Genomic DNA, 24,910 nt, shown 5'->3' with positions numbered 1-24,910 from the left:
TTGGAGAAGTTTGTCCGCGCGAGTTTTCGCTAGTATCTCTGATCATCAAATAGGCGGCGAAAGAGGTAGAACAGATCGTGATCGCTACTAAAAATGGCGATCCCGCAAAAACCGGCATCATCAAAAAGCCGTTCTCCGCTTGGGATAAGAACAAGGCGATCGAGTCCAATTTACAACACCGACACCTGAGCAATCCGGTGCCTGTTTTATTTTCGGCCTTGTTTATTTGTGATTGCAAGTTTGCGATTAATAATTGGAGTGACTTGTGTTAGCCTTTCGCAGGGAAATCTAGAACAAAAACAAGCAAAGGAGCACGCAGATGTTAAATCCCCAGACCAAGAGAACCACAACCCAAAAAATGAGTTTTACCTTAAGTAAGACTGTCGCCAGTTTAGGCTTTTTACTGTACGCCAGTTTGCACATCGCTACTGCACAAAGTGCGCCAGTTGCGGTGTCGCAGGATCTGGCACGATGGCAAGCCACAGCGCAGAAAGTCACGATCTCGCGTGATAAGTGGGGTATTCCGCATGTGGTCGGCAAGAGTGATGCCGATGCGGTATTTGGATTATTGTATGCGCAGGCAGAAGATGATTTCAAACGCATAGAATTAAATTACATCAATGCGTTGGGACGTTTGGCCGAGGTGGAAGGCGAGGCTGAGATCTGGCGTGACTTACGCATGAAGCTATTTATCCAGCCTAAGGACTTGCAAGCCAAATATGCGGCTAGCCCCGCCTGGCTCAAAGCCCTGATGAATGGGTTTGCTGATGGTTTGAATTATTATCTGCATACCCATCCCGAAGTGAAGCCTCGTTTGATCACGCATTTTGAACCGTGGATGGCCTTGGCATTTAGTGAAGGTAGTATTGGTGGCGATATCGAATCGATCAATCTCACACAATTAGAATCTTTGTATGGCAAGCGCCCCGAGTTAACCGCTCTGAATACAGATCCTGTGATGCCAGAGCCACGTGGTTCTAACGGTTTTGCGATCGCACCATCTCGCACCGCAAATGGTCAGGCGATGTTATGGATTAATCCGCATACCTCGTTCTACTTCCGTCCTGAGGTGCAGGTCACCAGCTCACAAGGTTTGAACGCTTATGGCGCGGTGACCTGGGGACAGTTCTTTATTTATCAGGGCTTCAATCAATACAATGGCTGGATGCATACTTCAAATGCGGCCGATGTGATTGATGAGTTTGCCCTCACCGTCAGTCAAAAAGCCGGTAAATATTATTATCTGTTTGAAGGCAAACAACGAGCTTTAAAAGTCGTAGAACAAATCCTCCCCTACAAAATCAATAGCGGCATGGCTAGCCGCAAGATCACCACTTACTTTAGTCATCACGGTCCTGTGGTGCGTGCTGCCGACGGCAAGTGGATCGCTGTGCAATTGATGAATGAGCCTGTAAAAGCCCTGATGCAATCCTATCTGCGTACCAAGACACGTGACTACGCTGGATTTGCCAAAGTGATGGACCTGCGTGCCAATTCGTCTAATAACACGGTGTATGCCGACCGCGATGGCAATATTGCCTATTTTCACGGTGACTTTGTGCCGCGTCGTCATCCGCAACTCGATTGGACGCGCCCGGTTGATGGCAGTTCACGTGCGGCCGATTGGCAAGGCTTGCATCCGGTCAAAGACATTATCCAATTATTCAACCCTGCCAATGGCTGGATACAAAATACCAATAACTGGCCTTTTTCCGCCGCCGGTACTGGCGAAGGAAATAACAGCCCGCGCCTGCAAGATTATCCACGCTATATGTGGACTAATGGCGAAAACGCACGTGGCCTGCATGCAGTGAAAATGTTGAAGGATGCGAAGAATTTGACACTCGATGGCATGATCAAGCTCGCATACGACAATGAGCTCACTGCTTTTGAGTCCTTGTTGCCACCTTTATTTAAAGCTTATGACGCGATGCCTGACCCGGCGCTGGCAGCACAGATTCGAAGTTTGCGAGCTTGGGACTTGCGTGCGACTTTAGAATCGAGTCCCACTTCGCTGGCGATTTATTGGGCGCAAGACTTGGTGCAGACGCATGGTGCTGAGGCTCGTAGCAAAAATATACCGGCAGTAGACTATTTACCTAGCCTGCCAGCCTCCGCCCTGCTCGCTGGCTTGCAACGTGCTAGTCAGCGCTTACAAAGAGATTTTGGCCATTGGCAAACGCCTTGGGGTGAAATTAATCGTTTCCAGCGACTCTCAGGTGATATTAATGCCAGCTATGACGATAATAAACCTAGCTTGCCAGTACCCTTTGCATCTGGCAACTGGGGAGCACTGGCCGCTTATGGCATGGTCGCCAAGCAAACGACCAAGCGGATCTATGGTGATCGTGGCAACAGTTTTGTCGCAGCAGTCTCTTTTGGGCCGCGCATACAAGCCAAGAGCATATTGGCTGGTGGCGAGAGCGGCGATCCTGCCTCGGCTCATTTTAACGATCAGGCTGAGATGTATAGCAAAGCGCAGTTTAAGGATGTGTTGTTCTATCCAGAAGACATCGCGCGGCACTTGAAGCGTCAATATCATCCCGGGCAGTAAAGCTTATAAGAAGGGCGTTGCACTAGTTGGGCTGATTTAGCTGCCGCATTGCAAATTTTTAAAAATGCCGCAATGCGCAATAAATCTAGCCCGTTTCTTCACCACAAATTGGTCTTATCCCCGACGTTTCTAGTTTAGAATGCACCGTCGTTGAAAATCCCTGCATTTTTGGTAAGTCTTGTGTGCGGTGGATTTGGTTTCTAAATGGGACGTAAGTTAGAGAACAACGGATTTAGACAAATTAAAAAAGCTTTACGACAATTCAAACTAAGTTTTACAAAATTCAAACAGGAGAAAATTGCATGAGCGGTGCTGCAATCACACCGGGTCAAGAGACCCCAATTCCAGAGTTTAAGCAAATCATGGGGCATCCTGCTCCGCTCTGGATGTTATTCATGTCCGAATTCTGGGAGCGCTTTGCGTTCTATGGTATTCGTTGGGCTTTGGTGCTTTATATTGTTGATCAGTTCTATCAGGGCTCTGGCGCAGGTCAGGCAGATGCCAACCTGACCTATGGTTCTTATCTGGCGCTGGTGTATGCCGCTGCTTTGTTTGGGGGCTATGTCGCTGACCGGGTGATTGGTTATCAACGTTCAATTCTAGTTGGTGCGGTGTTCATGGCAGCTGGCTTGTTCATGATTTCTTATCCCAATCAAGATGTTTTTAAATTGGGTTTGGCCACGATTATTATTGGTAACGGTTTGTTTAAACCGAATATTTCTACGATGGTCGGTAAGTTGTACAGTATTGCTGATACCCGTCGTGATTCTGGCTTCACTATTTTTTACATGGGTATTAATGTTGGTGGTTTCTTAGCACCGATCTTCACCCAGTTTTTGGCACAAAAAGTATTTAGTACAGGCGATACGCCAGCTTACAAAATTGTCTTCATCGCCGCTGGTATAGGTATGGTTCTGAGCTTGATCTGGTTCGCTATTGGTCGCCGTATGTTAAAAGGCATAGGCGCTCCAGCAGCAGGTAATGAGAGCATGTCGCGCGTCATCTATGTTGCATTGGGTGCCTTGTGTGTGATTCCAGTAGCTTACTTTTTGCTGTCGATGGGCGCTGTGAAATTGCAGATTGTTTTGTTTATCTTATTTGGCGGACTGGCTGTCATGTTGATGGTAGAAGGTATCCGTAATGGTAATGTCGCTCGCGATAAAGTGATTGCGATGTTGTTGATCTTTACGTTCAATATTTTGTTTTGGATGTTCTTTGAACAAGCGGGTAGTTCTTTCACTTTCTTAGCAGACAAAATTGTTGATCGTGATTTAACCTCCACTTTTAATTTTCCAACGGCTTGGTTCCAAAGTGTGAATTCTTTGGCGATTATCGGTTTCGCACCGATTGTTGCTGCAGTATGGGTGATGTTAGGTCGTCGCAATATGAATCCATCGATTCCACGTAAATTTGGTTTGGGCCTGATCGGTAATGCCTTGGCTTTTGGTTTGTTGATGTACGCCTTGACTTTCTTGGTTGATGACAAGAATAAGATCCCATTCTGGACTTTGTTCATGGTGTATGTAATTCAGTCAATTGGTGAGTTGTGCTTATCCCCTATCGGCTTGTCGATGGTGACAAAACTGGCACCAGTACGCTTAGTGGGTCTGGGCATGGGTGGTTGGTTCCTGTCCACAGGTATTGGTAACAACTTGTCAGGCATTTTCGCTAGCCATGTCAGTGGCGATGCTGGTATGTCGGTAGCGTCTGCTTTGAGCGGCTACACCTTCGGTTTCTATTCATTATTAGGCGCAGGTATCGTGTTGTTCCTGATCGCACCATTGATGCAAAAATTGATGCATGGTGTGAAGTAGAATTGAAAGCGCTGTAGTTTATTTAGCCAACAAAAAAGCGACCCGGGGGTCGCTTTTTTGTTGCTCATAGTTTGAAGGTGTTGAAATTAAGCTATCCTTGCTCGGCGCGGCAATAAGCAATTACCGCGTCCTTTGTTGCAACTATTTCACTTCCGCCATTTGCCCTGCCGACATGCCATCCGCAGCAGGCATCGCTGGATAAGCTTTGCCGTTAATTGTGAGCTTGCTGTTTTTCCAGAGAATTTGTGAGCTTAAGTTGCCACCATTGCGCACGATGTAGCCTTGTGCTTCGTAGGGCTCGACGCTGGTTTTGAACATGCCCAACATCATGTTGCGTGCTTCAGCTTCGGTTTGCGTGCCGTTAATCAATTCTTGTACCAGCGATTCGGCCAGACTGACATCCGCTTTGCTATCTAATTTCGCTAACAACAGCATAGGATTGTCTAAGTCCTCTGGTTTGACATCCAAAAATTGCAGTTTACCGGTCGCTTTGAATTCGCCGTTCTTGCCAGTCAGGCTGAGACGATCTAGAGATAATACCGGTTGATGTTTGAGCAGTTCTGCGCCGTGTTTTTTGATATTGACTTGCATTTCAGCGAGTTTCTCTGCGGTTAAACTCTTAGGATCTGTCACGTACAAAGCGGTGAAAATCTGATTGAAGCTAGGCCCGTGCAAATTCAACAAAGAGTAATCGTAATGAAAACTACCGATATCCTTGCTATTGATTTGAATTTGTTGGATGCCCATTTTCAAGTCTGAATCAAATAGATCATTCTTGCGTGTGGTGCTGCTTTCTAATACCAGGTCTTTTAAATTGAAGCCTGTGTTGGGCGCCAGTTTATTTGAAAAGCTGATTCCACTAATTGTTGCTTTTGACGTACCGACGTAGAGTATGCCGTCGGCATAAGCACGTTCTGCATCGCCAGTCATTTTGATCGCGCCAAGATTCATGGTGGTGCTGCCGTCGCTACTGACGACATCCATGCCAGGTGCATTGAAATCAAATTTCAATTTTTTGTAGGCTGCGTCAAATCCAAATTCCAGGTTCAAGCCTTTCCAATTGAGTTTGTCCTGGCGTACGCCGACCACGGTATTTACTGCCGGGCTGCTCATTTTGACGACCCCGCCACCGCCGTAGTTGAGTACAGTTTGTAGCTCTAAGAATTTTTTGTCACCGAAGATTTTTTTGATTTCGGCAACCGTCGCGGCATCCATGACGAATTCCGTTTCAATTTTGCCCGCACCTATGCCCACTATGCCAGGGATAGGACCGTGCGTAATATGATTGATGATTTGGATTTGCACAGGTTTGATGACAGGCATCATGTCCGGCTCGGCTTGGGCAGGTTCAACCGCATTGCCCGCCATCGCGGCGTCTGGTTCTTGGAAGTTGGCAGGCGTCGCTGTTGTGCTTGGCAGCATGTCTGCGTAGCTAATTTCTATCGTGCTTTCTTGAGTCGAGGAAAACATGCCGCGCGTGTAATTTTGTTTGACGATTTTGAACTTGGAAAACATCACCTCATTGGTGTTGAGCTGGCTCAACTTGGTTTCTAAGCGCTTGCCAGTGAGCCAAGAAGCTGCTGGATAAGCAATTGCTAAAGCAGCGACCACCGCAAGAGCTAAGGAACTTTTTTTCATGTGACACATCCTTTAAATCTAATAATGAGAAAAATCAAAAAATAAAAAATAGAAAAACCAGGCAGGCAATAGTGTAACGATATTTTCGACTTGTATGATTTAAAAGATAATATATTTAACCGATAGGACTTACGCAAAATTGCGCTAGCTAGGCGGGAAGCCGAAGACAGTACGGTTGTACGGCGAGGCGAACCAACGACGCTAGCGTCTGTTTTGCGTAAGTCCTTACCGAGATTTTCGGTTAGGATTTGAGATGACGAGGGATGCACTTTTCGAGGCAGTTTTTTTGGTGCGAATGAGGCGTGAATAGCGAGCTATTGGCAACGAAGAGCAAGAAAAATGACCGAGAATGCACCTTCGGCACGCCTAAAGGAAAATCCAGGTTTAAAGAAAGGGATGTGGCGGTAGTGCCCTTAGGTAAAGCGGGACAGCTTTACTAAACAGCATTAAGAGGCAGTGGGGCGATTGACGCAAATCGCCATTGTCGCTGGTGGATTGCTAGTGATTCAGCGATTTTCTTTGTTGATAAAGAGAGGTTCCCGGTTTTTGAAGAAATTGTGTTTCAAAATCATGTGGGTTCAAGGGGCGTGAAATTAGGTATCCTTGAATTTCATTGCAACGCAGGGAAGACAGTAATTCTTTTTGTTCTGCGGTTTCTACACCTTCGGCAATTACCTTTAACTTTAGTGCATGCGCCAGACTGATAATCGCCGTGACAATCGCAATATCACTTTCGTCCTTGGGCAAATTCATGACAAAGGAGCGGTCAATCTTGAGTTTGTTGATAGGGAAACGCTTCAGGTAACTGAGGCTGGAATAGCCCGTGCCAAAATCATCCACCGCCATTTTTACGCCTAATGCGGCGATGGCATGAAGTTTTTTCAGTGTCTCTTCGATATCCCGTATCAAAATAGATTCGGTCAGTTCTAATTCAATACAGCCGGGATCCAAATGGGCATCGTCGAGCGCATTGGCGAGGCTGTCGACGAAATTTGGTTGTTGAAACTGTAGTGCCGAGACATTCACCGCAATACGTAATTGGCGACCCTCTTTATTCCATGCTGCTGCTTGTGCAATCGCTGTGTGCATGACCCAAGTGCCGAGCGCGATAATGAGGCCGGTTTCTTCTGCAATCGGAATAAATTTTGCTGGACTAACTTCACCTAACTCGGGATCGTGCCAGCGCAACAAGGCTTCCGCGCCGTAAACTTCTTGCGTTTCCAGATCGACCAGCGGCTGATAATGCAGGCGGAACTCTTGATGCTCTAAAGCCTGTCGCATGGCATGATCAATTTTCATGCGTGATAGTAAACCGATGTTCATTTGCCGCTGATAAAAACGAAAATCTGAACGGCCGCGCTCTTTCACATGGTACATGGCACTGTCAGCGTTTTTGATCAAATCTTCCATGCTACGACCGTCGGTCGGATACAGCGCAATCCCGATACTACAGGTCAGGCTGAAAGAAATACCGTCGAGACAATAGGAGGCGGCGATATCACTTAAGACTCGTCGTGCGCAAATTTCCGCGCCATTTGCGTCCGCTTGATGTAGCAGCAAAACAAACTCGTCGCCACCGAGACGGGCGGCAGTATCCACCTGGCGCAAACATTTTTTTAGACGCTCGGTGACTTCAATTAAGACTCTATCGCCGAAGGGGTGACCTAAGGAATCGTTGATCTGTTTGAAGTTATCGAGGTCTAAGAACAAGAGGGCAAATTCACCATTGTCGCGGCTAGCGTGGGTGATGGATTGGTTGATACGCTCTTCCAGCAAGAGGCGATTTGGTAGTCCAGTCAATGCATCCGAAAAGGCAAGCTCTTCGATCTTTTGTTTAGCATTGTAGTTTTCGGTGCGGTCTTTGAAAAAGCCGATGATATTGACGGTATATCCCAATTCGTTTTGTACGCAGACTAAAGAAATCATGCATAGATAGGCATGACCATCTTTGCGGCGGTTCCAGATTTCGCCTTCCCAAAAACCATATTCATTTAATTCACTCAATACCCGTTTGAGTACTTCGGTATTGCTCTGATTTTGTAAGAAATCGCCGATAGTCAAACCTATCATGTCGGTTTCGACGTATTGCGTAAGGCGCTCAAAGCTGGGATTGGTCGTGATGATTCTTTGATAGTTATCCGCGATGAAAATAGCATCGGTACTGGCTTCGAAAACTTTTGAGGCAAGTTGTAGTCTGGCCTGATCGGCTAATTTCTGTGAGATGTCACGGAAAGAATATACCCGGCCTATCGGTCTGCCGCGAGCGTATTGCGGTAAGGTGACGCGCTCTAAGATTTTGCCTGAGTGCAGAACCAGAATGTCATTGCTCTCCATTAAAGGTGAGCGTTGTATCGTTGCTAGCCTTTCATTGTAATTGCTGGCATCGACCATGCAATTATCCATCCAGGCATAGATAGCAATATCATTGCGCTCAGTCAATAAGTCGTCCGGCAGATCCCATAATTTGGCAAACAGATGGTTATAACTACGGATATCGCCATTCAGATCGGTCACCAAAATACCATCAGCGGTGGACTCTAAAGTTGCACGTAGTTCTGCAATCAGTTTTTCTAATTCGGTTTCGATTTGTCTGCGGTCGCTATGATCGCGTATCGCAACCACGTACAGTGAAGTATCGAGATCAATATGGACTAGTGAGACGCGCCTGACGACGTGGACCACGCTGTCGTTCGGGCGCCTCAATAGGGTTTCAGAATAGATATTGTTTGATAAGCCGGCAGCAACATCTTCCCAAAAGAACATGTCCTCGGGGGCTGCGGCCAAGTCCACGACTGGCGTGTTGATTAGACTGTGTTGTACCGCGCCTAGTAATTCATGTGCCGCACGGTTGGCCGCCACAATTTGAAATTGCACAGGGTCGACCAATAATACGCCTTCCAGCATACCTTCGATTAAAGCCTCCCATTGCCGGCTGCTCATGAAATTTTACCGACTAAATCGGTCGCCATCGACAGAGGATCGCTGGCACGCTCAAAGAAATAGCACAGGCGTTTGCGTGGCGAAAGATAATCGTAGGCGGCCTTGGGTAATTGCACAGGCTTTAAGCTGCGTCGTATGCCGATGTGGGTTTCGTGCTCTAGATTAATCATTAATGCGTCGTCACGCGGGACAGATGGTTCGTGAATAATCACTTTGGGTTTGATAGGGCGCGCGGAATTGACGGAGACCACTAAGGCATAACGTTCATCACTAAGCTGTACTACCGAGCCGGGTGGATAGATGCCCATCATCTTAATAAATGCAGTCAAAGTGGGGGTATCCGATTGCATTTTGTTTTTGGTGAATAGCTGGGATAAGGCTTCGTGCGGGGTGATGGCATGCGCCACGTTACTGGGATTGCACATATTATCGAAGCGATTCACTAAAGAAATGATGCGACTGAGCGTCGTCATTTTTTCTACATTGATATGACCAGGATAGCCACTGCCATCGGCAAACTCATGATGCTGTGCAATGAGTAGGGTGGCGCTGGTGGATAACTGCATTTTGCGCGCCAGGTTGACCCCATGGGCAACATGGCTTTGATATAACTGGCGCTCTGAGGCACTGCTTTGTTCATCGACCCAACGCAAGCGATCGGGTAATTCCATTTTGCCGACATCGTGTAGTAATGCGCCGATACCGAGTTCTAGCATGTCCTCTTTGGGGAGTTCTAATGCCTTACCCAACAAGAGCGAAATCAGTGTGACGTTGATGCTATGCAATGCGGTTTTTTCGCCCGCTTTTTCGGACAAAAGGCGAATCGCGGATTCATCATGATTGAGTATGCCATCGAGCATGCCTTGTACCAGTTTGCTGGCGGTATCTTTGGCTGCTGGTGGTTGGGCGTGGATGATCTCGGTCAGATGTTTAAATTCTTGTGTAGCTTGTCCAAATTGACGCTCACATGCCATCAGGCTGGCTTGCTGGCTGGCGAGCAAAGCCTTGCGTTGTTTTGCTGCCAGGGCTTCGGGTGATTCGGTGGTATTCGTAACACTAATTTGTTCCGCGGGTTTGCTGACTTTAAGCTCGGGATCGGCGTGACTTTTTTCAGGGGCGTAGCGAATTTTGGCGAGTCCCAGCGCTTTTAATTTTTGAATCTGTTCTTGATTGCGAATCTCAAAACTACTGACGGGAAACGGGTGATCCATCCAACCGATATCGAGGTAGATATAGTGGCCAATTCGCAGTTCCGCCGGGCTGATAAATTGATGGGTAGGGTCTGTCATCGCACACGCGTTTTAGAGTAATTCAACTAATTGCGGAAAAGTTTCTTTTAGTTAATTGTTTTAGTATAAGCCTAAATAATCGAAAAAACCTATTTTCGCCTCTTTTGCCGCAAAATATTTAGAAAATCTGATGGATCAAAACGGGTGGCGTTGTATTTTATGTTCTTTAGTAAACAGGATTCATAAGTGTCTGTGATTTTTTGACTTCGTCGACGATTTTCATTTGCGGGGAGTTCACTTATTGCTTGTTTATTACGCTTCGTAGATAGTCCCCTATGGAACAACAGAATCGCATTTTTCGTGACACAAATATCTTACAATCAAATTTTATCTTTGGAAATATTCTTCCATGTTACTAGCGCTACTGACGGATTTACATGCTAATCGCGAGGCGCTGGAAGCTTGCCTGGCGCATGCCGAAGAACGTCATGCGGAACAATATGCATTCTTGGGAGATTTGATTGGTTATGGTGCTGACCCAAGTTGGGTGCTCGATACCGTGATCAATTATGTGGGACGTGGTGCTTATGTATTGATGGGAAATCATGACATAGGTGTATTGCAAGCGGACCGCAAGGAGATGAATCTGAATGCCCGTACGGTAGTCGAGTGGACGCGCGGTCAGTTGAACGATTATCAAAAAGAATTCATACGCAATTTACCGATGCAAATTGAGTTTGATCAACTATTGCTAGTACATGCCAATGCCTGGGCCCCTGAAAAATGGGACTATGTGGACGGCGTGATGGAGGCCGGGCGCAGCATGAATGCCACGCAGGCGCAGATTACTTTTTGTGGACATGTGCACACGCCCAGCCTGTATCACATGAATCATGCGGGCAAGGTTGGCGAATTTACCCCAGTGTCTGATCACAGTATGAGTTTAAGTAAATTGCGACGATGGCTGGTACAGCCGGGATCAGTAGGGCAACCGCGGGATGGTAATCCTGCCGCTTGTTATGCTTTGTTCGATACCATGTCACGTGAGCTTACTTTTTTCAGGGTGCCCTATGATGCGGAAACTGCGTCGCAAAAAGTATTGGCAGCGGGTTTGCCGCCCGTTTTAGCACAACGTTTGCTGCACGGAGGTTAAGCCGATGTCCGATCGTAAGTCTAGTCACCCTCCTCATGATGTCAATGCCGCGCTCCCCAGCGCAAATGCAGAAGCACCGGCCGACATGTCGCAAGCGGCATCGAAACAACGGCAATCAAGTTCATTTGGCAAATCAAGCTCACCGGTTCGATTGCAAGTCGGCATGATGGTAGATGGTTATCGTTTGGAAGAAAAATTGCATCTGGGTGGCATGGCGGCCTTGTGGCGGATTACTGATTTTCAGGAACGCTATCGCTCCGCCGATGGTGAATTGCCTGCGCTGATCATGAAAGTGCCTTTGATGTTCAGCATCGAAGATCCGACCGCGATAGTCGCTTTCGAAGTTGAGCAAATGATTATGCCCAAGCTGAAAGGCAAACACGTTCCTAAATACTACGGGGCAGGTGATTTTGATACTCAGCCATTTATTGTGATGGAACAGATAGAAGGCACTTCCTTACGCGCACGCTTTGATGAGGCACCCTTGCCACTCGATGAGGTGGTAAGGATAGGCGTTAAAGTCGCAACGGCTTTACAAGATCTGCATAGACAACATGTCATTCATCTTGATTTGAAACCTTCGAATATTATGTTTCGCTCGGATGGCGCTGCGGTGCTGATCGATTACGGACTGTCGCGACACGATAAATTGCCTGATCTGCTGGGCGAAGAATTTCGACTTCCTATGGGAACCGGGCCGTATATTGCGCCGGAACAGGTATTAGGCATTCGTAACGAGCCACGTAGTGATCAGTTTTCTTTAGGGGTGTTGTTATACCATCTGGCGACAGGCGAACGCCCTTTTGGTCATCCTACTTCCGTAGCCGGATTGAAAAAGCGTCTATATCACGATCCTATTCCGCCACGCGTCCACAATCCAGAGATACCGAATTGGTTGCAAGAGATTATTTTGCGTTGTCTGGAAGTCGATCCCAGCGCTCGTTTTGACACAGCGGCCCAGTTGGCATTGATGCTGCAAAATCCGGATCAATTGCGTCTGACCAGCCGAGCAGAAAAATCTGACAAAGATGGCATATTGTCGGTGCTAAAACGCCGCTTTCAAGCCGCAGGTATGGAGCCCTTTGCCAAATACAGTATGTCGGATCAGCTCTCGCAATCACCCATTATTATGGTGGCTTTGCATTTAAGTGAAAGCAATACGGAATTAGCAGATGACATACGGATGCTGACGCGACGCATGTTGCAGACTGAACCAGGCGCGCGTCTGGCCTGCGTAACTATCCGCAAGACCAGTCGTATTGGCCTCGATGATGGCATGGTACAGGGCGGTCAGAATATGCATGTGAAGCAATTAGTTGAGCTAAAACATTGGGCGCGACCGCTGCAAGTGTTGAAGGACAAGATTACTTTTCATGTGTTAGAAGCACACGACGCGGCGGCTGCCATTATTGAGTACGCACACAATAATAATGTCGATCAAATTATCATAGGTTCACGTGGCAGTTCAACGATCCGGCGTTACCTAGGCAGTGTTTCTGCACAAGTGGTAGCCGAAGCGGAATGCACCGTAACCGTGGTTAAACAAAGACGAGAATAAGTCTATTTATTTTGGATTGCAAAGATGAGCCTGTATCCACAGTATCGAGCATGGCCAACTTGGCGTATGACAAGGCGCAGTGTTTGTGTAACGCTCTTGTGCGCATGGATGGCAGTCAGTCTGGCTTACGCCCAGTCACAAAATCCAGCACAAAACGCCGCACAAAATCCTATTCAAGTGCGCACGTTAACCGGACACCCTGCTTTAGCACCAAGTCAGACCTGGCAAAAATTAGCTGATACCGTATTTCATCGTCTTTCCACACAAAATGGCTTGCCGCAATATAGTGCGACAGCGATTGCCCAAGATGGTGATGGTTTTATCTGGGTCGGTACGCAAGGTGGTTTGGCACGGTGGGATGGTTATCGGTTCCGTAATTATTTACCGCTGCAAAATGACGTCAATAGTTTGCCGGACAACTATGTGATGTCGCTCTATACCGATCCGCGCGGTCAGATTTGGGTAGGTACCAATGGCGGTGGGCTGGCGCGATATGACCGTAAAAATGACCGCTTTATCCGAATTCCTATTGGTCCGCAGGCAATCAGTCATGTCACGATTAATGCGATCATTGGTGATGGTAAAAACGGCTTGTGGCTGGCGACGCGCGGTGGCCTCAATCATTACGATCCAGACAGTGGCAAATTCCAACAATTTCATGCGGACAGTAAGCAACAAGAGAGTTTGCCCAGTGATTTGGTGCGTACTTTAACGCGTGATAAAACCGGAAGTCTGTGGATAGGCACCAGTCAGGGTTTAGTGAAACAAGAACAACAAGATGGCGCTGGTCCGCGTTTTAAGGCGATACGTCTGCCTATGGAGGCGGGAAAAATTCAACGTATCGTCAGTTTGGCTTGCAGTCAGGACGGCAAGATTTGGGTCGGGACTTTTGATGCGGGTGCTTTCTATATCGATCCTAAAGACGGGATTCCGCATCGACTATTACTACCGCAGCCTAATACGGATCAGTTGCTGCCAGCGAACGATAATATCTTCACCATCCGTGAGACCGCAGAGAATGAAATCTGGCTAGGTACTTACGGTAAAGGCGTTGTGATCGTAAATGGTACAACCCTGGAAAGCAAGCGTCTGTTGAGTGAGGCAAATCGTAGTACCAGTCTGGCAGATAATTCGGTGTGGTCGATCTTTCGTGATCGTTCCGGTTTGGTCTGGGTCGGTAGTCAACGCGGTATTAGCTTACATGATCCTTCGTCGAGTGCCTTTTTCACTTTATTCGGTGCCGAAAAACATCCGTATGGCTTGCTTGGAATTGATTTTTTCTCGGCAAAGGGCATGTCGGATGGGAGCGTCTGGATAGGCTCGCAGAATCATGGCGTGAGTATTATGCGTGCCGGGAGTGAGCGCTTTCAAGTTTTGCTGGCCGATGACAGCAAACCGATGACCGCGCTGCCGCAGAGTGCTATTTTTACGATCTTTCAAAGTCTGGCGGGTACGGTCTATATAGGCACGGACAAGGGTTTGTATCTCTCAGACATGTCTGGGAAAACGGTAAAAAAACTCAATTTGGCTCCGCGCAATCCAGCATTGCGAGTCGCTGCGCTATTGGAATTTTCAGGTAAATTATTAATCGGTGGCCCGGAAGGATTGTGGGAAAAAGATTTGGCAGTGGACGAAGATAAAGTGACGCAACCTGCCTGGAGCAAGCCGGTTGCAAACAAATTTATTACCGACCTGCAAAAAGCACCTGATGGGGCGGTGTGGGTCGGTACTTCGCAAGACGGAATTTATCGCATCGATCCCGACAGCGGTGCTACTCAAAACTATAAACCTGATCCGCAAAACGAAAATTCTTTGTCGCATAGAAATGCCTCCGCGCTGTTATTTGATTCGCGTGGCTGGTTGTGGATCGCGCTGCAGGGTGGTGGTTTAGATTTATTGCGGACCCCAAATGCCAAGGCAGAAGCCCGGTTTATTCACTTGCGTAAAGAACAGGGTTTGCAGAATGATTTGGTGAATAAAGTATTGGAAGATGCGCGCGGTGATATCTGGGTCAGTACCGACGAAGGGCTGGCGAAAATCAATCCGGATACCTTAAAGATCACTGCCATCACTGAGCCAGATGGGATTGCGATTTCAGGCTATTGGAGTAATTCGGGCGCCATGTTGCCGCAAGGTGATTTGTTGTTCGGCGGTGTCGGTGGTCTCACGATAGTGCGTCCTAGCTTGATGAAGGAGTATAAGTTTGATCCACCAGTCGTGATCACCAGTATCCAAGCGGGAGGTAAGACTATCGCTGCCAATCAAGCGCGATTCCTCGGTGTCAATCCTGAAAAATTGGTGATCAGCCCGGAAGCCAATAGCATGATCATAGAATTTGCCGCGCTCGATTATTCGGCACCGGAACGCAATCATTATGCCTATAAGCTAGAAGGTTACGATAAGGACTGGATAGAGACTGATTACACACGTCGATTGGCGGCTTACACCAACCTGTCTCCGGGCGAATATCGTTTGTTATTGCGTGGTTCGAATCGTAGCGGCGCCTGGTCGGAAAAAATCGTGATATTACCGATACGGGTGTTGCCTGCATGGTTTCAAACCTGGTGGGCGTATGCCTTGTACTTCCTGGTGATTTCCACGATGGTGATAGGTTTGATACGTTGGCGCTTGTGGCGTCTGGCGAATCGCAATCGCACTCTGGAGTTATTGGTGCAAGAGCGCACTCAGGAATTGGAAGTATCGCGTCAACAGTTAGAACAACAAAGTTTGACAGATCATCTGACCGGATTACGTAACCGTCGTTATTTGAATTTATGTATAGACGAGGATATAGCGCAAGTGAATCGCGCTTATCAAGTCCTTAACGCCAAGGACATTAATCGCGCACTATTAAATATCGACATCATTTTTATGATGGTCGATATTGATTATTTTAAATCCGTGAATGATGAGTTCGGCCATGCTGCAGGTGACTTGGTATTGATTGAAACGACCAAGATTTTGAAAGAAGCCGTGCGCGAAACCGACACCATCATACGGTGGGGGGGCGAAGAATTTTTGATCGTGGCACGCAATGCAAATTATCTGGAAGCCGAAGTCTTGGCGGAACGTATTCGTACCCGTATCGCAGAATACGATTTTGTACTGCCCGATGGCAAAGTTCTGCACAAAACTTGTTCTATTGGTTTGACTACTTATCCATTTATTCCGACTTCAGTAGAAGCCTTTACCTGGGAGCAAGTGGTCGATATCGCGGATCAATGTTTATATGCGGCGAAGCGCGGAGGCAGAAATGCCTGGGTCGGCTTATTCTTGCTCGGTAATTACTATAGCAAGGGACATATCACCGATGTTGCGTTAGAGGTTGAGCAGCAAATTGTGCAAGGACATATCGTGGTGAAAACCTCCTTACCGGCCGACACGCCGCTAGACTGGTCGCATGGACGAGAACGGACATAGCAAGACTTGCATCGTATAATCTGCTAAGGAATCTTTGGCGGAAGATGAGGTCTATCTTGCGTCGTATTCGATTTGAATTGAAAACCTTACATTAGAAAAAGTGGAAATTTATGAAGACAATGTTTTTACTGAGCAGCTTGGCTGCCAGTTTAGTTTTAGCTTTTCCGGTACAGGCGGCAGACAAAGCCCAAGTCACTAAAGCATCTGCCGCGCTGGTACAAGAAGCCCCTTTACGTGCCCATCTGGCTTTGATTTCTTCCGATCTGTTTGAAGGTCGTGGTACCGGTCAACGTGGTGGCGACCTCACCGTGCAATATCTGGAAAGCCAGTCACAAGTGATAGGTCTCAAACCGGGTAACGGCAACAGCTATCGTCAGTTAGTCAAAATTGCCGGTGTCAAAGCTCAGCCGCAGCAAAGTAGTTTGCAATTGGTCGCTGGAGGCAATCCTTTGGCGATTGAATTTGGGAAGGACTGGGTGTGGGCACCCGGTGATGCGGTAGCCAGTCATCAGTTCGATACCGATATCGTCTTCGTTGGTTACGGTATCAGTGCGGCGGAAGAAAAATGGGATGACTACAAAGGGCAAGATGTGACTGGCAAATTGTTGGTCATGATGGTCAACGATCCTCAGCCTACGGCACAGGAACCCAACCGTTTTGGCGGTAAAGCATTAACTTACTATGGTCGCTGGACTTACAAATATGAAGAGGCGAAACGTCGCGGTGCAGCCGGTGTTTTGTTGATCCATACCGACGCATCTGCCAGCTATGGCTGGTCTGTGGTACAGAATGGCGGCACGGCAGAAAAATTCCAATTGCAAGGTGCAGCACTGGGAACAGGTTTGCAAGGCTGGATCAGTGAAGACACCGCGCGTAAATTATTTAGCGGTGCGGGTCAGGATTTAGACCAATTGCGTGCTGCTGCTGAGCGCAGTGATTTTAAGCCGGTGACATTGGCAGCAAAATTAACGGGTGAAGAAAAAGCCGATATCCGTACGGTGGAACAATACAATGTTTCTGCCGTGGTACCTGGTACCGACTCCAAGCTGAAAGACGAGTTGGTCATCTATAGCGCGCATTGGGATCATCTGGGCAAGCAAGGGACTAGTGGCGACACGATTTATAACGGCGCAGTGGATAATGGTTCTGGTACCGCAGCCTTATTAGCAATGGCAAAAGCAGCTCTGCAAGCGCCGGCTAAGCGTAGCCAAATGTTCTTATGGGTAGCCGCTGAAGAGCAAGGTCTGCTGGGTAGCGCCTTGTATGCAGCACAGCCTTTGTGGCCTTTAGACAAAACTGCGGCGAATTTGAATCTGGATAGCTTGAACTTTGTCGGAATTACGCGCGATATGAGTACGCGCGGTAGCGAACGAACTGAGCTTGGTGATATCGCCGCCAAAGTGGCAAAGAATATGGGCTTGGTAATCGCACCGGCAGAACCTGATTTATCGGGCGGCTATTTCCGCAGCGATCATTTCAGTTTTGCTAAAGCAGGTGTACCCGCGTTCTCGATCGGTGGTGGGAAAGATTATGTGAAAGATCCAGAAGCCGCCAAAGAAAAAGCCAAAGCCTACGGTAAACGTTATCACCAAGCGAGTGATGAGTTCGATCCAAGTTGGGATTTATCCGGCATGGTGCAGCAAGCGCAATTCACTTTAAACCTTGGACGTGCAGTTGCGGATAGTCCTAAAATGCCAGCCTGGAAAGCGGGCGACCCTTTAGGTAAATTGCGCGCCAAAAAATAGAAATCAGACGCAGTAGTCGCGCTGGAACCGAATAAGCACGAAACTTCAGCAAGGGAGTTTCGTGCTTTTTTCATCTAAGCTCTGCTGAAATAAGATCAATTGAACAAGTTTTAAAAATATTTTTCAATCTAGAAAAATTTTTCTAGAAAAAAAGTTCTAGATGCGCTATGCTTGTTTCATCGACAGTAAATCAGGCATTTTGGAGTTGGCATGAACCTCATTAAAAAAACACTAAAAACCAGTGCAGCCCGTAAGCCGACGGCGGCTGAATTAGCCCTGCTCAAGGTCTTGTGGCAACATGGCCCGGCAACCGCCAAACAAGTATTTGAGCGGGTCCAGGCCGACCGACCTGAAATCAACCAAGCCACGGTATTACGTCAATTGCAAATCATGCACAGTGATGGCTTGTTGACACGCGACGAGAGCGCCCGTTCGCATGTTTATGCGGCCGCACAGGCGCAGGAAAAACTCCAAACCAATTTGCTGCAAGACTTTATTCAAAAAGCGTTTTCTGGTTCCGGTAAAGAATTGATTATGGCGGCACTGAAAGAGCATGTCAGTGACAGCGAACGTGCCGAGATTCAAGCCTATTTGTATGGCGATAAATCTGCTGAAAATAAACCAGGAAGTGCGCCAGAAGTTCTGCACGGAGACAAAAAATGATGAATAACTTGACGCAAATCTTACCTGCCCTGCCCGTTCTGGGCATCGCTCTGTTTCATGTGCTATGGCAAGCAAGTCTGATCGCGATGGCGACGGCTTTGGGTTTGCGTCTGCTGCGTTCGGCTTCTGCCCAGAGTCGCTACATCTTGCTCTGTTTGGCTTTGCTGTTATGCATTGCTTTGCCTGTGCAATATCTGATTAGTCATTCTGCTCAATCGGCCGAACATTGGCGTGTGGATAGCGTTGCCGCCCAGAATACGGCAACACCTGAATCAGTCGAGTTTGATCGCCAGCCTAGCGCAGTGAATGCCACCGCTAGTATGACGAATTTGTGGGCTAACTGGCGTTGGCAAGCATGGGAACCAAGATTCACTTCGGTCGCCCCAGTCTTAGTCTTGCTCTGGTCTATAGGCGTCGCAGGCATGGCATTGCGCATGCTGGCCGGATTACTTTGGGTACGCCAAAGGGTGCAGCGTGGCAGCCATCAAAGTAATGTGTTTTGGCACGCCAAACTGCAACAACTGGCCCAAAAAATGGCTGTGCGTGGCGAGATACGACTCGGCATTTCCGATGAACTTGAATCACCCTTCACGGTCGGCTGGTGGCGCCCTATGGTGATTTTCCCAAGCGCCTTGATGACGGGTATGCCGCCCGAATTAATAGAAGCTTTATTGGCGCATGAAGTGGCGCACGTGAAGCGTATGGATTACCTGGTCAATCTGTTACAAAGTGCGATAGAGATTTTGTTGTTCTTCCACCCAGCAGTCTGGTGGTTGTCACGCCAAATTCGTATCGAACGTGAGCAGATTGCCGACGATTTAGCCGCAGGATTGTTAGGCGAACCGCGGCGCCTGGCGCTTGCATTATCGGAACTGGAGCAGTTCCAGTTCTCAAACCCTCAACTCGCCCAAGCGGCACATGGAGGAAATCTTATGTCACGCATCAAACGTTTAATTCGCCCGGCTTCACCAGCCGGTGTCTGGACCTGGAAAATGGCAGTGCCTTTATTGAGCCTGAGCGCAGCCTGCTCGCTCATTTATGCACAAGCTGCTACTTTAAATACCATGAATGCGGGTAGCGCTTCCCCTTTAGTTCTTGTCAATGCGGTATCAGCGCCCGCATTAGTTGCCGCTCCGGCAGAAATGCCTAGGCCTGCGGCAAGCAGCACACCTGACACACAAAATGCCAAGAGTAGTAAATCAAAAGGCCTAACGATGAGTTCAGCGAACGGTATCTCATTCGCTCTGGTAAAACCAGGTGATGGTGAATCGAGCTTTGTCCATACCGATCGTAAAGGTACGCATGAAATAGCCGCACTTAAGAAAAAAGCCAAGGAAGAATTTCTTTGGTTTTCTGAAAACGGGCAATCGTACATCATCAAAGATCCCGCCATTTTGGCACAAGCCAATGCCGCCTATAAACCCATGGAAGCCTTGGGCGAACAAATGGAAGTTCACGGCAAAAAGATGGAAGAACACGGCAAAGTCATGGAAGCAATCGGCAAACAAATGGAAGCAGTCTCGGTTAAAGAGCATCCGGTCGATGCCGCTCTAGAGGCAAAGATACGCGCATTTGAACGACGTATGGAAGCGTTCGAAAGTAAGATGGAAGCGGCTGCTGCTAAGTTAGAACGAGCCAGCAATAATGAAGAACGCGCTCAAGCGCAAAGACAGTTAAAAGCGGTTGAAGCGGAGATGCGGGAAGTCGGCAAAAAGCTCAATCAAGAGTCACGCGCGTTTCAACACGACCATGAAAAATTGCGTATTTCTCTGCAGCCTTTGGAAGAGCTAGGTAAAAAAATGGATCAAGCCAGCCAACCGATGAAAGCCTTAGGCGAACAGATGGATCAGCTCGGTAAACAAATGGAAGCCTTGTCTGTTCAGGCCGAAAAACAAGTGAAAGACTTAATCCAAAATGCCAAACAAAAAGCTTTGGTATTGCCGGCGAAGGATATTTAGACGCAGTAAGTAAGGTCCTTATTGCCAGAATAGGCCGCTAGCTTATTCTGGCTTTTCCATTTCTTCCGCCGTCCAAGCATGAATCGGTAGTTCAAGCGTAAACACGGTGCCATGACCCACCACGCTATCGACTTTAATCTGGCCGCCTAGCAAAGAAGTGACAATGTTGTAGGTGACATTTAAACCCAAGCCTGAACCGCCATGCCCTAATTTGGTGGTGAAGAAGGGTTCAAATATTTTTCCTATATGTTCTTCCGGTATGCCTTTGCCATCGTCTTCAAAGCGTATCTGTATCCGATCCCCACTCAGTTCGCTGGCGCTGATACGCATGTGACCTTTTTTCATGCCATCGAATCCGTGCAAAATCGCGTTCTGCAATAGGTTAATCAGAACCTGACCATAGGGGCCGGGATAGCTGTGCATCTCGACGTGCAAAGGAATATCAATGATTAATTCATGCTCGGCCTGACGCACCTGATTCATCATGGTGGCGACAATTTCTTGCGTGGTTCTATAGAGATTAAAAGCACGTGCCTGCGCACTGGCCTGATCTACCGCGACTTGTTTAAAACTACTAACCAGATTGGCGCTGGTTTCCAGACTGCGCATCAATAGTACGCAAGCCTCGTGACAACGCTCGCTAAATTGTTTGAAATCAGAACGTTTAACGGAGCTAGATTCAATTTTCTGAGTGATCTTGTCGAGCTGATCTTCAATCGAACTGGCTATTAATAGGCTATTACCCAAAGGCGTATTTAGTTCATGTGCGACACCCGCCACTAAGGCACCCAATGCCGCCAATTTTTCACGTTCTACTAGCTGATTTTGTGCCACCTGTAGTTGCTGATAGGCGTCGGCGTTATCCAGCGCGATACCGACATATGAGGCCAAAGTGCGCAATACATCCAGATCGGTCAATTGATACGCATGTTTTCGATAGCTGTGTACGCTGATGACCCCTCGTATCTGGTGATTGACGACGATAGGGACATACAAAAGCGATTGCGGTGCAATTGCGACGGTGCCATCTTCTAATACACCCAGGCTCTCTGGGCTATTGGTCAACTCAAGATCGCTGATGTAATTTGAATATTCTTGTTCCAGATCGTTAATGAATACTTCCTTCTGGTTTTCGATACACCATACAGGCAACTGATTTTTTTCATGCAAATCACGCGAATAGCGTTCGTAACGTTTGCCATCCTCCATTACGTAAGGAAAATCTATGATGCCCTTTTCCGGCAAATAGAAACCGACTCCGAACACGCTGGCATCCATCAAGCTATTCACGTTGCGGTACAACATCTGCATGATGGATTCTTCATCCAACTTCGCCGTAATTTCTTTACCGATTTCGCTTAGCAAGGAGATATTTTTGTGCGCCTGTTCTACCGATTCTTTGCGTTCTTCTAAGGAGGCTTTTTGTCTTTGTAATTCTTGCGTGCGATTGGCGACTTGATTTTCCAGGTCAAATTTTTGCTGCATTAACTGACGCACGCGGAATAAGAAAATCGAATAGGCGATCCCCGCTACCAGCGCGGCAATTAGCAGTCTGAACCATAAGGTTTTCCAAAACGGCGGCGCAATATGAATTTTTAACGTGACGCCTTCATCGTTCCAGGTATCGTTTTTATTACTGGCTTTGACATGAAATACATAGTCACCAGCATCCAAGTTGGTATAAGTAGCGAAGCGTTTTGTGGCATCAGTTTCTACCCAATTTTCTTCAAAGCCCTCGAGCCTATAGGCATAGCGATTTGCCATAGGGTCGGCATAATGTATCGCTGCAAATTCAACCGTAAACACGCTGTCTAAGTAACTGAGCTGTATCTCTTTTGTATCTTGAATGGGTTCTTTTAAACGCGGCTTACCTTGTAAGGATAATTGCGCAATACTTTGATTCGAAATCAGGAAGTCCGTGATCAAGACGCGTGGCGCTACGGTATTGTCACGAACTTCCTCTGGCTTAAAACGGGTAAAACCAGTCCAGCCGCCAAAATTCATAGTGCCATCATCGGACATATGCACCGCACCTATCAGGTAGGAGCCTTGTATCATGCCGTCTTTTGCCGTGTAGTTCTTCATCTTGCCGGTCGCAACCTCAAGCTTAGAAATCCCCGTGGTGCTGCTGATCCAGATATTGCCCTGTTTGTCTTCCAATATGCCGCCGACAGAATCACCGGAGCCGTCGGCATGAGTCGGATAAAATTGAAAACTGATTTTGCCGTCGGCATCCTCTTGCATACGGTTCAGTCCGCCCGATGTTCCTACCCATAAAGTGCTCTTGCTATCTTCAAATAGCGCATTGATGCGATTGTGATTCAGGCTGGATTTGTCTTTATCATCGTGCTTCAAATGAATGAATTTTTCGGTTTTCTTGTCGAAGCGATCCAGACCGTTCATGGAGCCTACCCAGATTCGGCCTTCTTTATCTTCATACAGACTCATCGCCCAATTATTCGCAATGCTATCGATGTTTTTGGGATCGTGTCTAAAGGTGTGAAAATTCTTTTCGTTGGGGCGTTTTCTATGCAGGCCGCCACGACTAGAAATCCACATGATGCCGTCGCGGTCGAAGAGAATTTTCTCTAGATACTTTTCGTTTGCGTCATTTCCTATAGGGATAGGCTGAAAACGATTTTTTGTAGGGTCAAAAAGATTTAAACCTGACCGTGTCGCAATCCATAAGCGTGTTTCTCCCTCATTCCATAAGCTAGTGATCTGATCGTCCGATAAACTATACTTGCCTGAGTCATTTTTTTTCCAGACTTCCACTTGGCGGTTACGCAAATTCATCCTTAACAAACCACCGGCATAGGTGCCTAGCCACAAATGGTCTTTACCCGCGCCAGCGATAGCACGAATCCGGTCGTCGCTGTTGCCGCTGGCATCATCTTGCAGTTGTACGAAACGGGTAAAACCGCCACTCGCCAGGTCGACCTTGCTCAGCCCCGCTGAGCGCGCTCCTACCCACAGAACCCCGGTTCGATCTTGATAGATCTTACTAACATGGTTATGCAACAGGCTATTTGGGTCTAGCGGCCTATGCCGGAACCATTCATACGTGGCACTCTTTTCTATGAAACGTATCAGACCCTTATTTAGCGTTCCTATCCAGAGCGCACCGTCTTTATCGTGGAATAAGCTTTGCAAACGTGCCGTATTTAAACCTTGTTCATCTCCGACCGCAACCGCATGGTAGGGTGTCTGATTCAAGTCGATTTTAGCCAGACCTGCATCGCTGGCTATCCATAGGTTTTGCTGAGCATCTATAGAGAGTGCAACGACGCTTTTTTGCGCAGTTTGCATGCGACTGCGGATATTCAGATCGATATGTTCGAATTTACCCGATTGCACATGCAAACGACTCAAACCGACGGCGGTGCCTACCCACAAATTATGGTCTTTATCCGTGACGATGTCAGTGACCAGATCGTTGGGCAAACTGTCCGCCAGTGTTGCATCATGTCGATAATCAGTAAATTTTTGAGTTGGGATATCAAAGTGCATGAGCCCATAATCAGTCGCCAACCATAAGCCATCTGCACCATCGCTGGTGATGGTGAAAATCCTATAGTTGCCGCTGGCAACACCATTTTTACCTCTGCGTAAAAAATTAGTGAAATTATTGTCTTGACGGTTGTATAAGCTAAGACCCGATTGCGTGCCCACCCAAAGCGAGCCATCGTGATGTAGATACAAAGCGGAGGTGTAGTTGTCGCTGATGGTTGTAGGGTCACGTGGATCATTGCGATACACGATATTGCGATAACCGTCGTACTTGATCAAACCAAACTGTGAACCAAACCACATAAAGCCCTGCGAGTCTTGGATGATGGCCGTCATAGACTGATGGACAAAACCCTGCTCGTAACCAACATGATCAAACCGTAGATTGCCCAAAGTGCTGCTGGCGTGCGCTTGCAGCAGGCCAGCAAACAACAGGCTAGAGCACAACAAACTGCAACACAGCTTGAGTGCCGTATTGCGCCAAAAAGTGTAGCCTCTTTTCACGACATGCACCTATGGACACTAAGTGCCTTTCGCTTTCTTTTTGTAGATGAAGAAGCAAGGTAGTAACTCACGATAATCCTGCAATGATTTGAGCTGGAAACGAGGTGATATAAAGGTTGGTAAACCCTTTGTATAGGCTATCTTAGAGCACATTTGAATGATGCGCATCAGCAATTTTTACTTCGTGGTTTTTTCGGAGAATAAGTCTGAAAACTTAATGATAG

The 24,910-nt window shown here is 47.5% G+C and carries 13 protein-coding genes; 9 read left to right on the top strand and 4 right to left on the bottom strand.

The genetic code is table 11. The features are described from left to right. Positions 1 to 77: 77 nt before the first annotated feature. The 3 genes from AC1RR2_RS10120 (at position 78) to AC1RR2_RS10110 (ending at position 4,368) form a co-directional block, all read left to right on the top strand. Positions 78 to 272, top strand: a complete 195-nt coding sequence (locus AC1RR2_RS10120) for a hypothetical protein (RefSeq protein WP_493222134.1) — start codon at positions 78 to 80, stop codon at positions 270 to 272. A 47-nt stretch (positions 273 to 319) separates the two neighbouring features. Further along, positions 320 to 2,554 carry a penicillin acylase family protein gene (locus AC1RR2_RS10115; RefSeq protein ID WP_493222133.1) on the top strand — a complete coding sequence of 745 codons (2,235 nt, stop codon included), beginning with the start codon at positions 320 to 322 and terminating at the stop codon, positions 2,552 to 2,554. Between the two features lie 302 nt (positions 2,555 to 2,856). After that, positions 2,857 to 4,368 (top strand): peptide MFS transporter, encoded by a 1,512-nt coding sequence (locus AC1RR2_RS10110; protein ID WP_493222132.1) that lies wholly within the window; start codon positions 2,857 to 2,859, stop codon positions 4,366 to 4,368. A gap of 141 nt (positions 4,369 to 4,509) precedes the next feature. Here the strand turns inward: AC1RR2_RS10110 and AC1RR2_RS10105 are convergent, their stop codons facing one another. The 3 genes from AC1RR2_RS10105 to AC1RR2_RS10095 form a co-directional block, all read right to left on the bottom strand. Next, positions 4,510 to 6,006, bottom strand: coding sequence for a YdgA family protein (locus tag AC1RR2_RS10105; RefSeq protein ID WP_493222131.1), 1,497 nt, complete (start codon positions 6,004 to 6,006; stop codon positions 4,510 to 4,512). 498 nt (positions 6,007 to 6,504) lie between these two features. Further along, complete coding sequence (locus AC1RR2_RS10100; RefSeq protein WP_493222130.1) at positions 6,505 to 8,946, bottom strand: sensor domain-containing protein; 2,442 nt, start codon at positions 8,944 to 8,946, stop codon at positions 6,505 to 6,507. Next, positions 8,943 to 10,235, bottom strand: a complete 1,293-nt coding sequence (locus AC1RR2_RS10095; protein WP_493222129.1) for a cyclic di-GMP phosphodiesterase — start codon at positions 10,233 to 10,235, stop codon at positions 8,943 to 8,945. Before AC1RR2_RS10095 ends, AC1RR2_RS10100 begins: the two co-directional genes overlap by 4 nt. Positions 10,236 to 10,584: 349 nt before the next feature. Here AC1RR2_RS10095 and AC1RR2_RS10090 point away from each other — a divergent pair, with 349 nt between their 5' ends. The 6 genes from AC1RR2_RS10090 (at position 10,585) to AC1RR2_RS10065 (ending at position 20,672) form a co-directional block, all read left to right on the top strand. Then, entirely contained in the window at positions 10,585 to 11,328 is a 744-nt protein-coding gene (locus tag AC1RR2_RS10090; protein WP_493222128.1) for a metallophosphoesterase family protein, read from the top strand. A gap of 4 nt (positions 11,329 to 11,332) precedes the next feature. After that, positions 11,333 to 12,886 (top strand): protein kinase domain-containing protein, encoded by a 1,554-nt coding sequence (locus AC1RR2_RS10085; protein WP_493222127.1) that lies wholly within the window; start codon positions 11,333 to 11,335, stop codon positions 12,884 to 12,886. A gap of 24 nt (positions 12,887 to 12,910) precedes the next feature. Beyond that, a complete protein-coding gene (locus AC1RR2_RS10080) occupies positions 12,911 to 16,306 on the top strand; it encodes a two-component regulator propeller domain-containing protein (RefSeq protein WP_493222126.1) in 3,396 nt (1,131 codons plus the stop codon). Positions 16,307 to 16,416: 110 nt separating this feature from the next. After that, positions 16,417 to 18,051: a M28 family peptidase gene (locus AC1RR2_RS10075; protein WP_493222125.1), complete on the top strand. Its 1,635-nt coding sequence runs from the start codon at positions 16,417 to 16,419 to the stop codon at positions 18,049 to 18,051. A 210-nt stretch (positions 18,052 to 18,261) separates the two neighbouring features. Further along, positions 18,262 to 18,714 carry a BlaI/MecI/CopY family transcriptional regulator gene (locus AC1RR2_RS10070; RefSeq protein ID WP_493222124.1) on the top strand — a complete coding sequence of 151 codons (453 nt, stop codon included), beginning with the start codon at positions 18,262 to 18,264 and terminating at the stop codon, positions 18,712 to 18,714. Continuing rightward, positions 18,711 to 20,672, top strand: a complete 1,962-nt coding sequence (locus AC1RR2_RS10065) for a M56 family metallopeptidase (RefSeq protein WP_493222123.1) — start codon at positions 18,711 to 18,713, stop codon at positions 20,670 to 20,672. The genes AC1RR2_RS10070 and AC1RR2_RS10065 overlap by 4 nt, the downstream gene beginning before the upstream one ends. 42 nt (positions 20,673 to 20,714) lie before the next feature. On the opposite strand, the gene AC1RR2_RS10060 is transcribed toward AC1RR2_RS10065, so the two are convergent. Further along, positions 20,715 to 24,686 carry a sensor histidine kinase gene (locus AC1RR2_RS10060; protein WP_493222122.1) on the bottom strand — a complete coding sequence of 1,324 codons (3,972 nt, stop codon included), beginning with the start codon at positions 24,684 to 24,686 and terminating at the stop codon, positions 20,715 to 20,717. Positions 24,687 to 24,910 lie beyond the last annotated feature (224 nt).

The sequence above is a fragment of the Undibacterium sp. GW821-FHT11H02 genome (genome assembly GCF_058808015.1).
Note: the sequence above shows the minus strand (reverse complement) of the source record. Positions and strands in the feature narration are given on the sequence as shown.

Coding starts and splice junctions, on each gene's coding strand:
- AC1RR2_RS10115 (WP_493222133.1), top strand. CDS start 320: ATGTTAAATCCCCAGACCAAGAGAACCACAACCCAAAAAATGAGTTTT.
- AC1RR2_RS10110 (WP_493222132.1), top strand. CDS start 2,857: ATGAGCGGTGCTGCAATCACACCGGGTCAAGAGACCCCAATTCCAGAG.
- AC1RR2_RS10105 (WP_493222131.1), bottom strand. CDS start 6,006: ATGAAAAAAAGTTCCTTAGCTCTTGCGGTGGTCGCTGCTTTAGCAATT.
- AC1RR2_RS10100 (WP_493222130.1), bottom strand. CDS start 8,946: ATGAGCAGCCGGCAATGGGAGGCTTTAATCGAAGGTATGCTGGAAGGC.
- AC1RR2_RS10095 (WP_493222129.1), bottom strand. CDS start 10,235: ATGACAGACCCTACCCATCAATTTATCAGCCCGGCGGAACTGCGAATT.
- AC1RR2_RS10090 (WP_493222128.1), top strand. CDS start 10,585: ATGTTACTAGCGCTACTGACGGATTTACATGCTAATCGCGAGGCGCTG.
- AC1RR2_RS10085 (WP_493222127.1), top strand. CDS start 11,333: ATGTCCGATCGTAAGTCTAGTCACCCTCCTCATGATGTCAATGCCGCG.
- AC1RR2_RS10080 (WP_493222126.1), top strand. CDS start 12,911: ATGAGCCTGTATCCACAGTATCGAGCATGGCCAACTTGGCGTATGACA.
- AC1RR2_RS10075 (WP_493222125.1), top strand. CDS start 16,417: ATGAAGACAATGTTTTTACTGAGCAGCTTGGCTGCCAGTTTAGTTTTA.
- AC1RR2_RS10070 (WP_493222124.1), top strand. CDS start 18,262: ATGAACCTCATTAAAAAAACACTAAAAACCAGTGCAGCCCGTAAGCCG.
- AC1RR2_RS10065 (WP_493222123.1), top strand. CDS start 18,711: ATGATGAATAACTTGACGCAAATCTTACCTGCCCTGCCCGTTCTGGGC.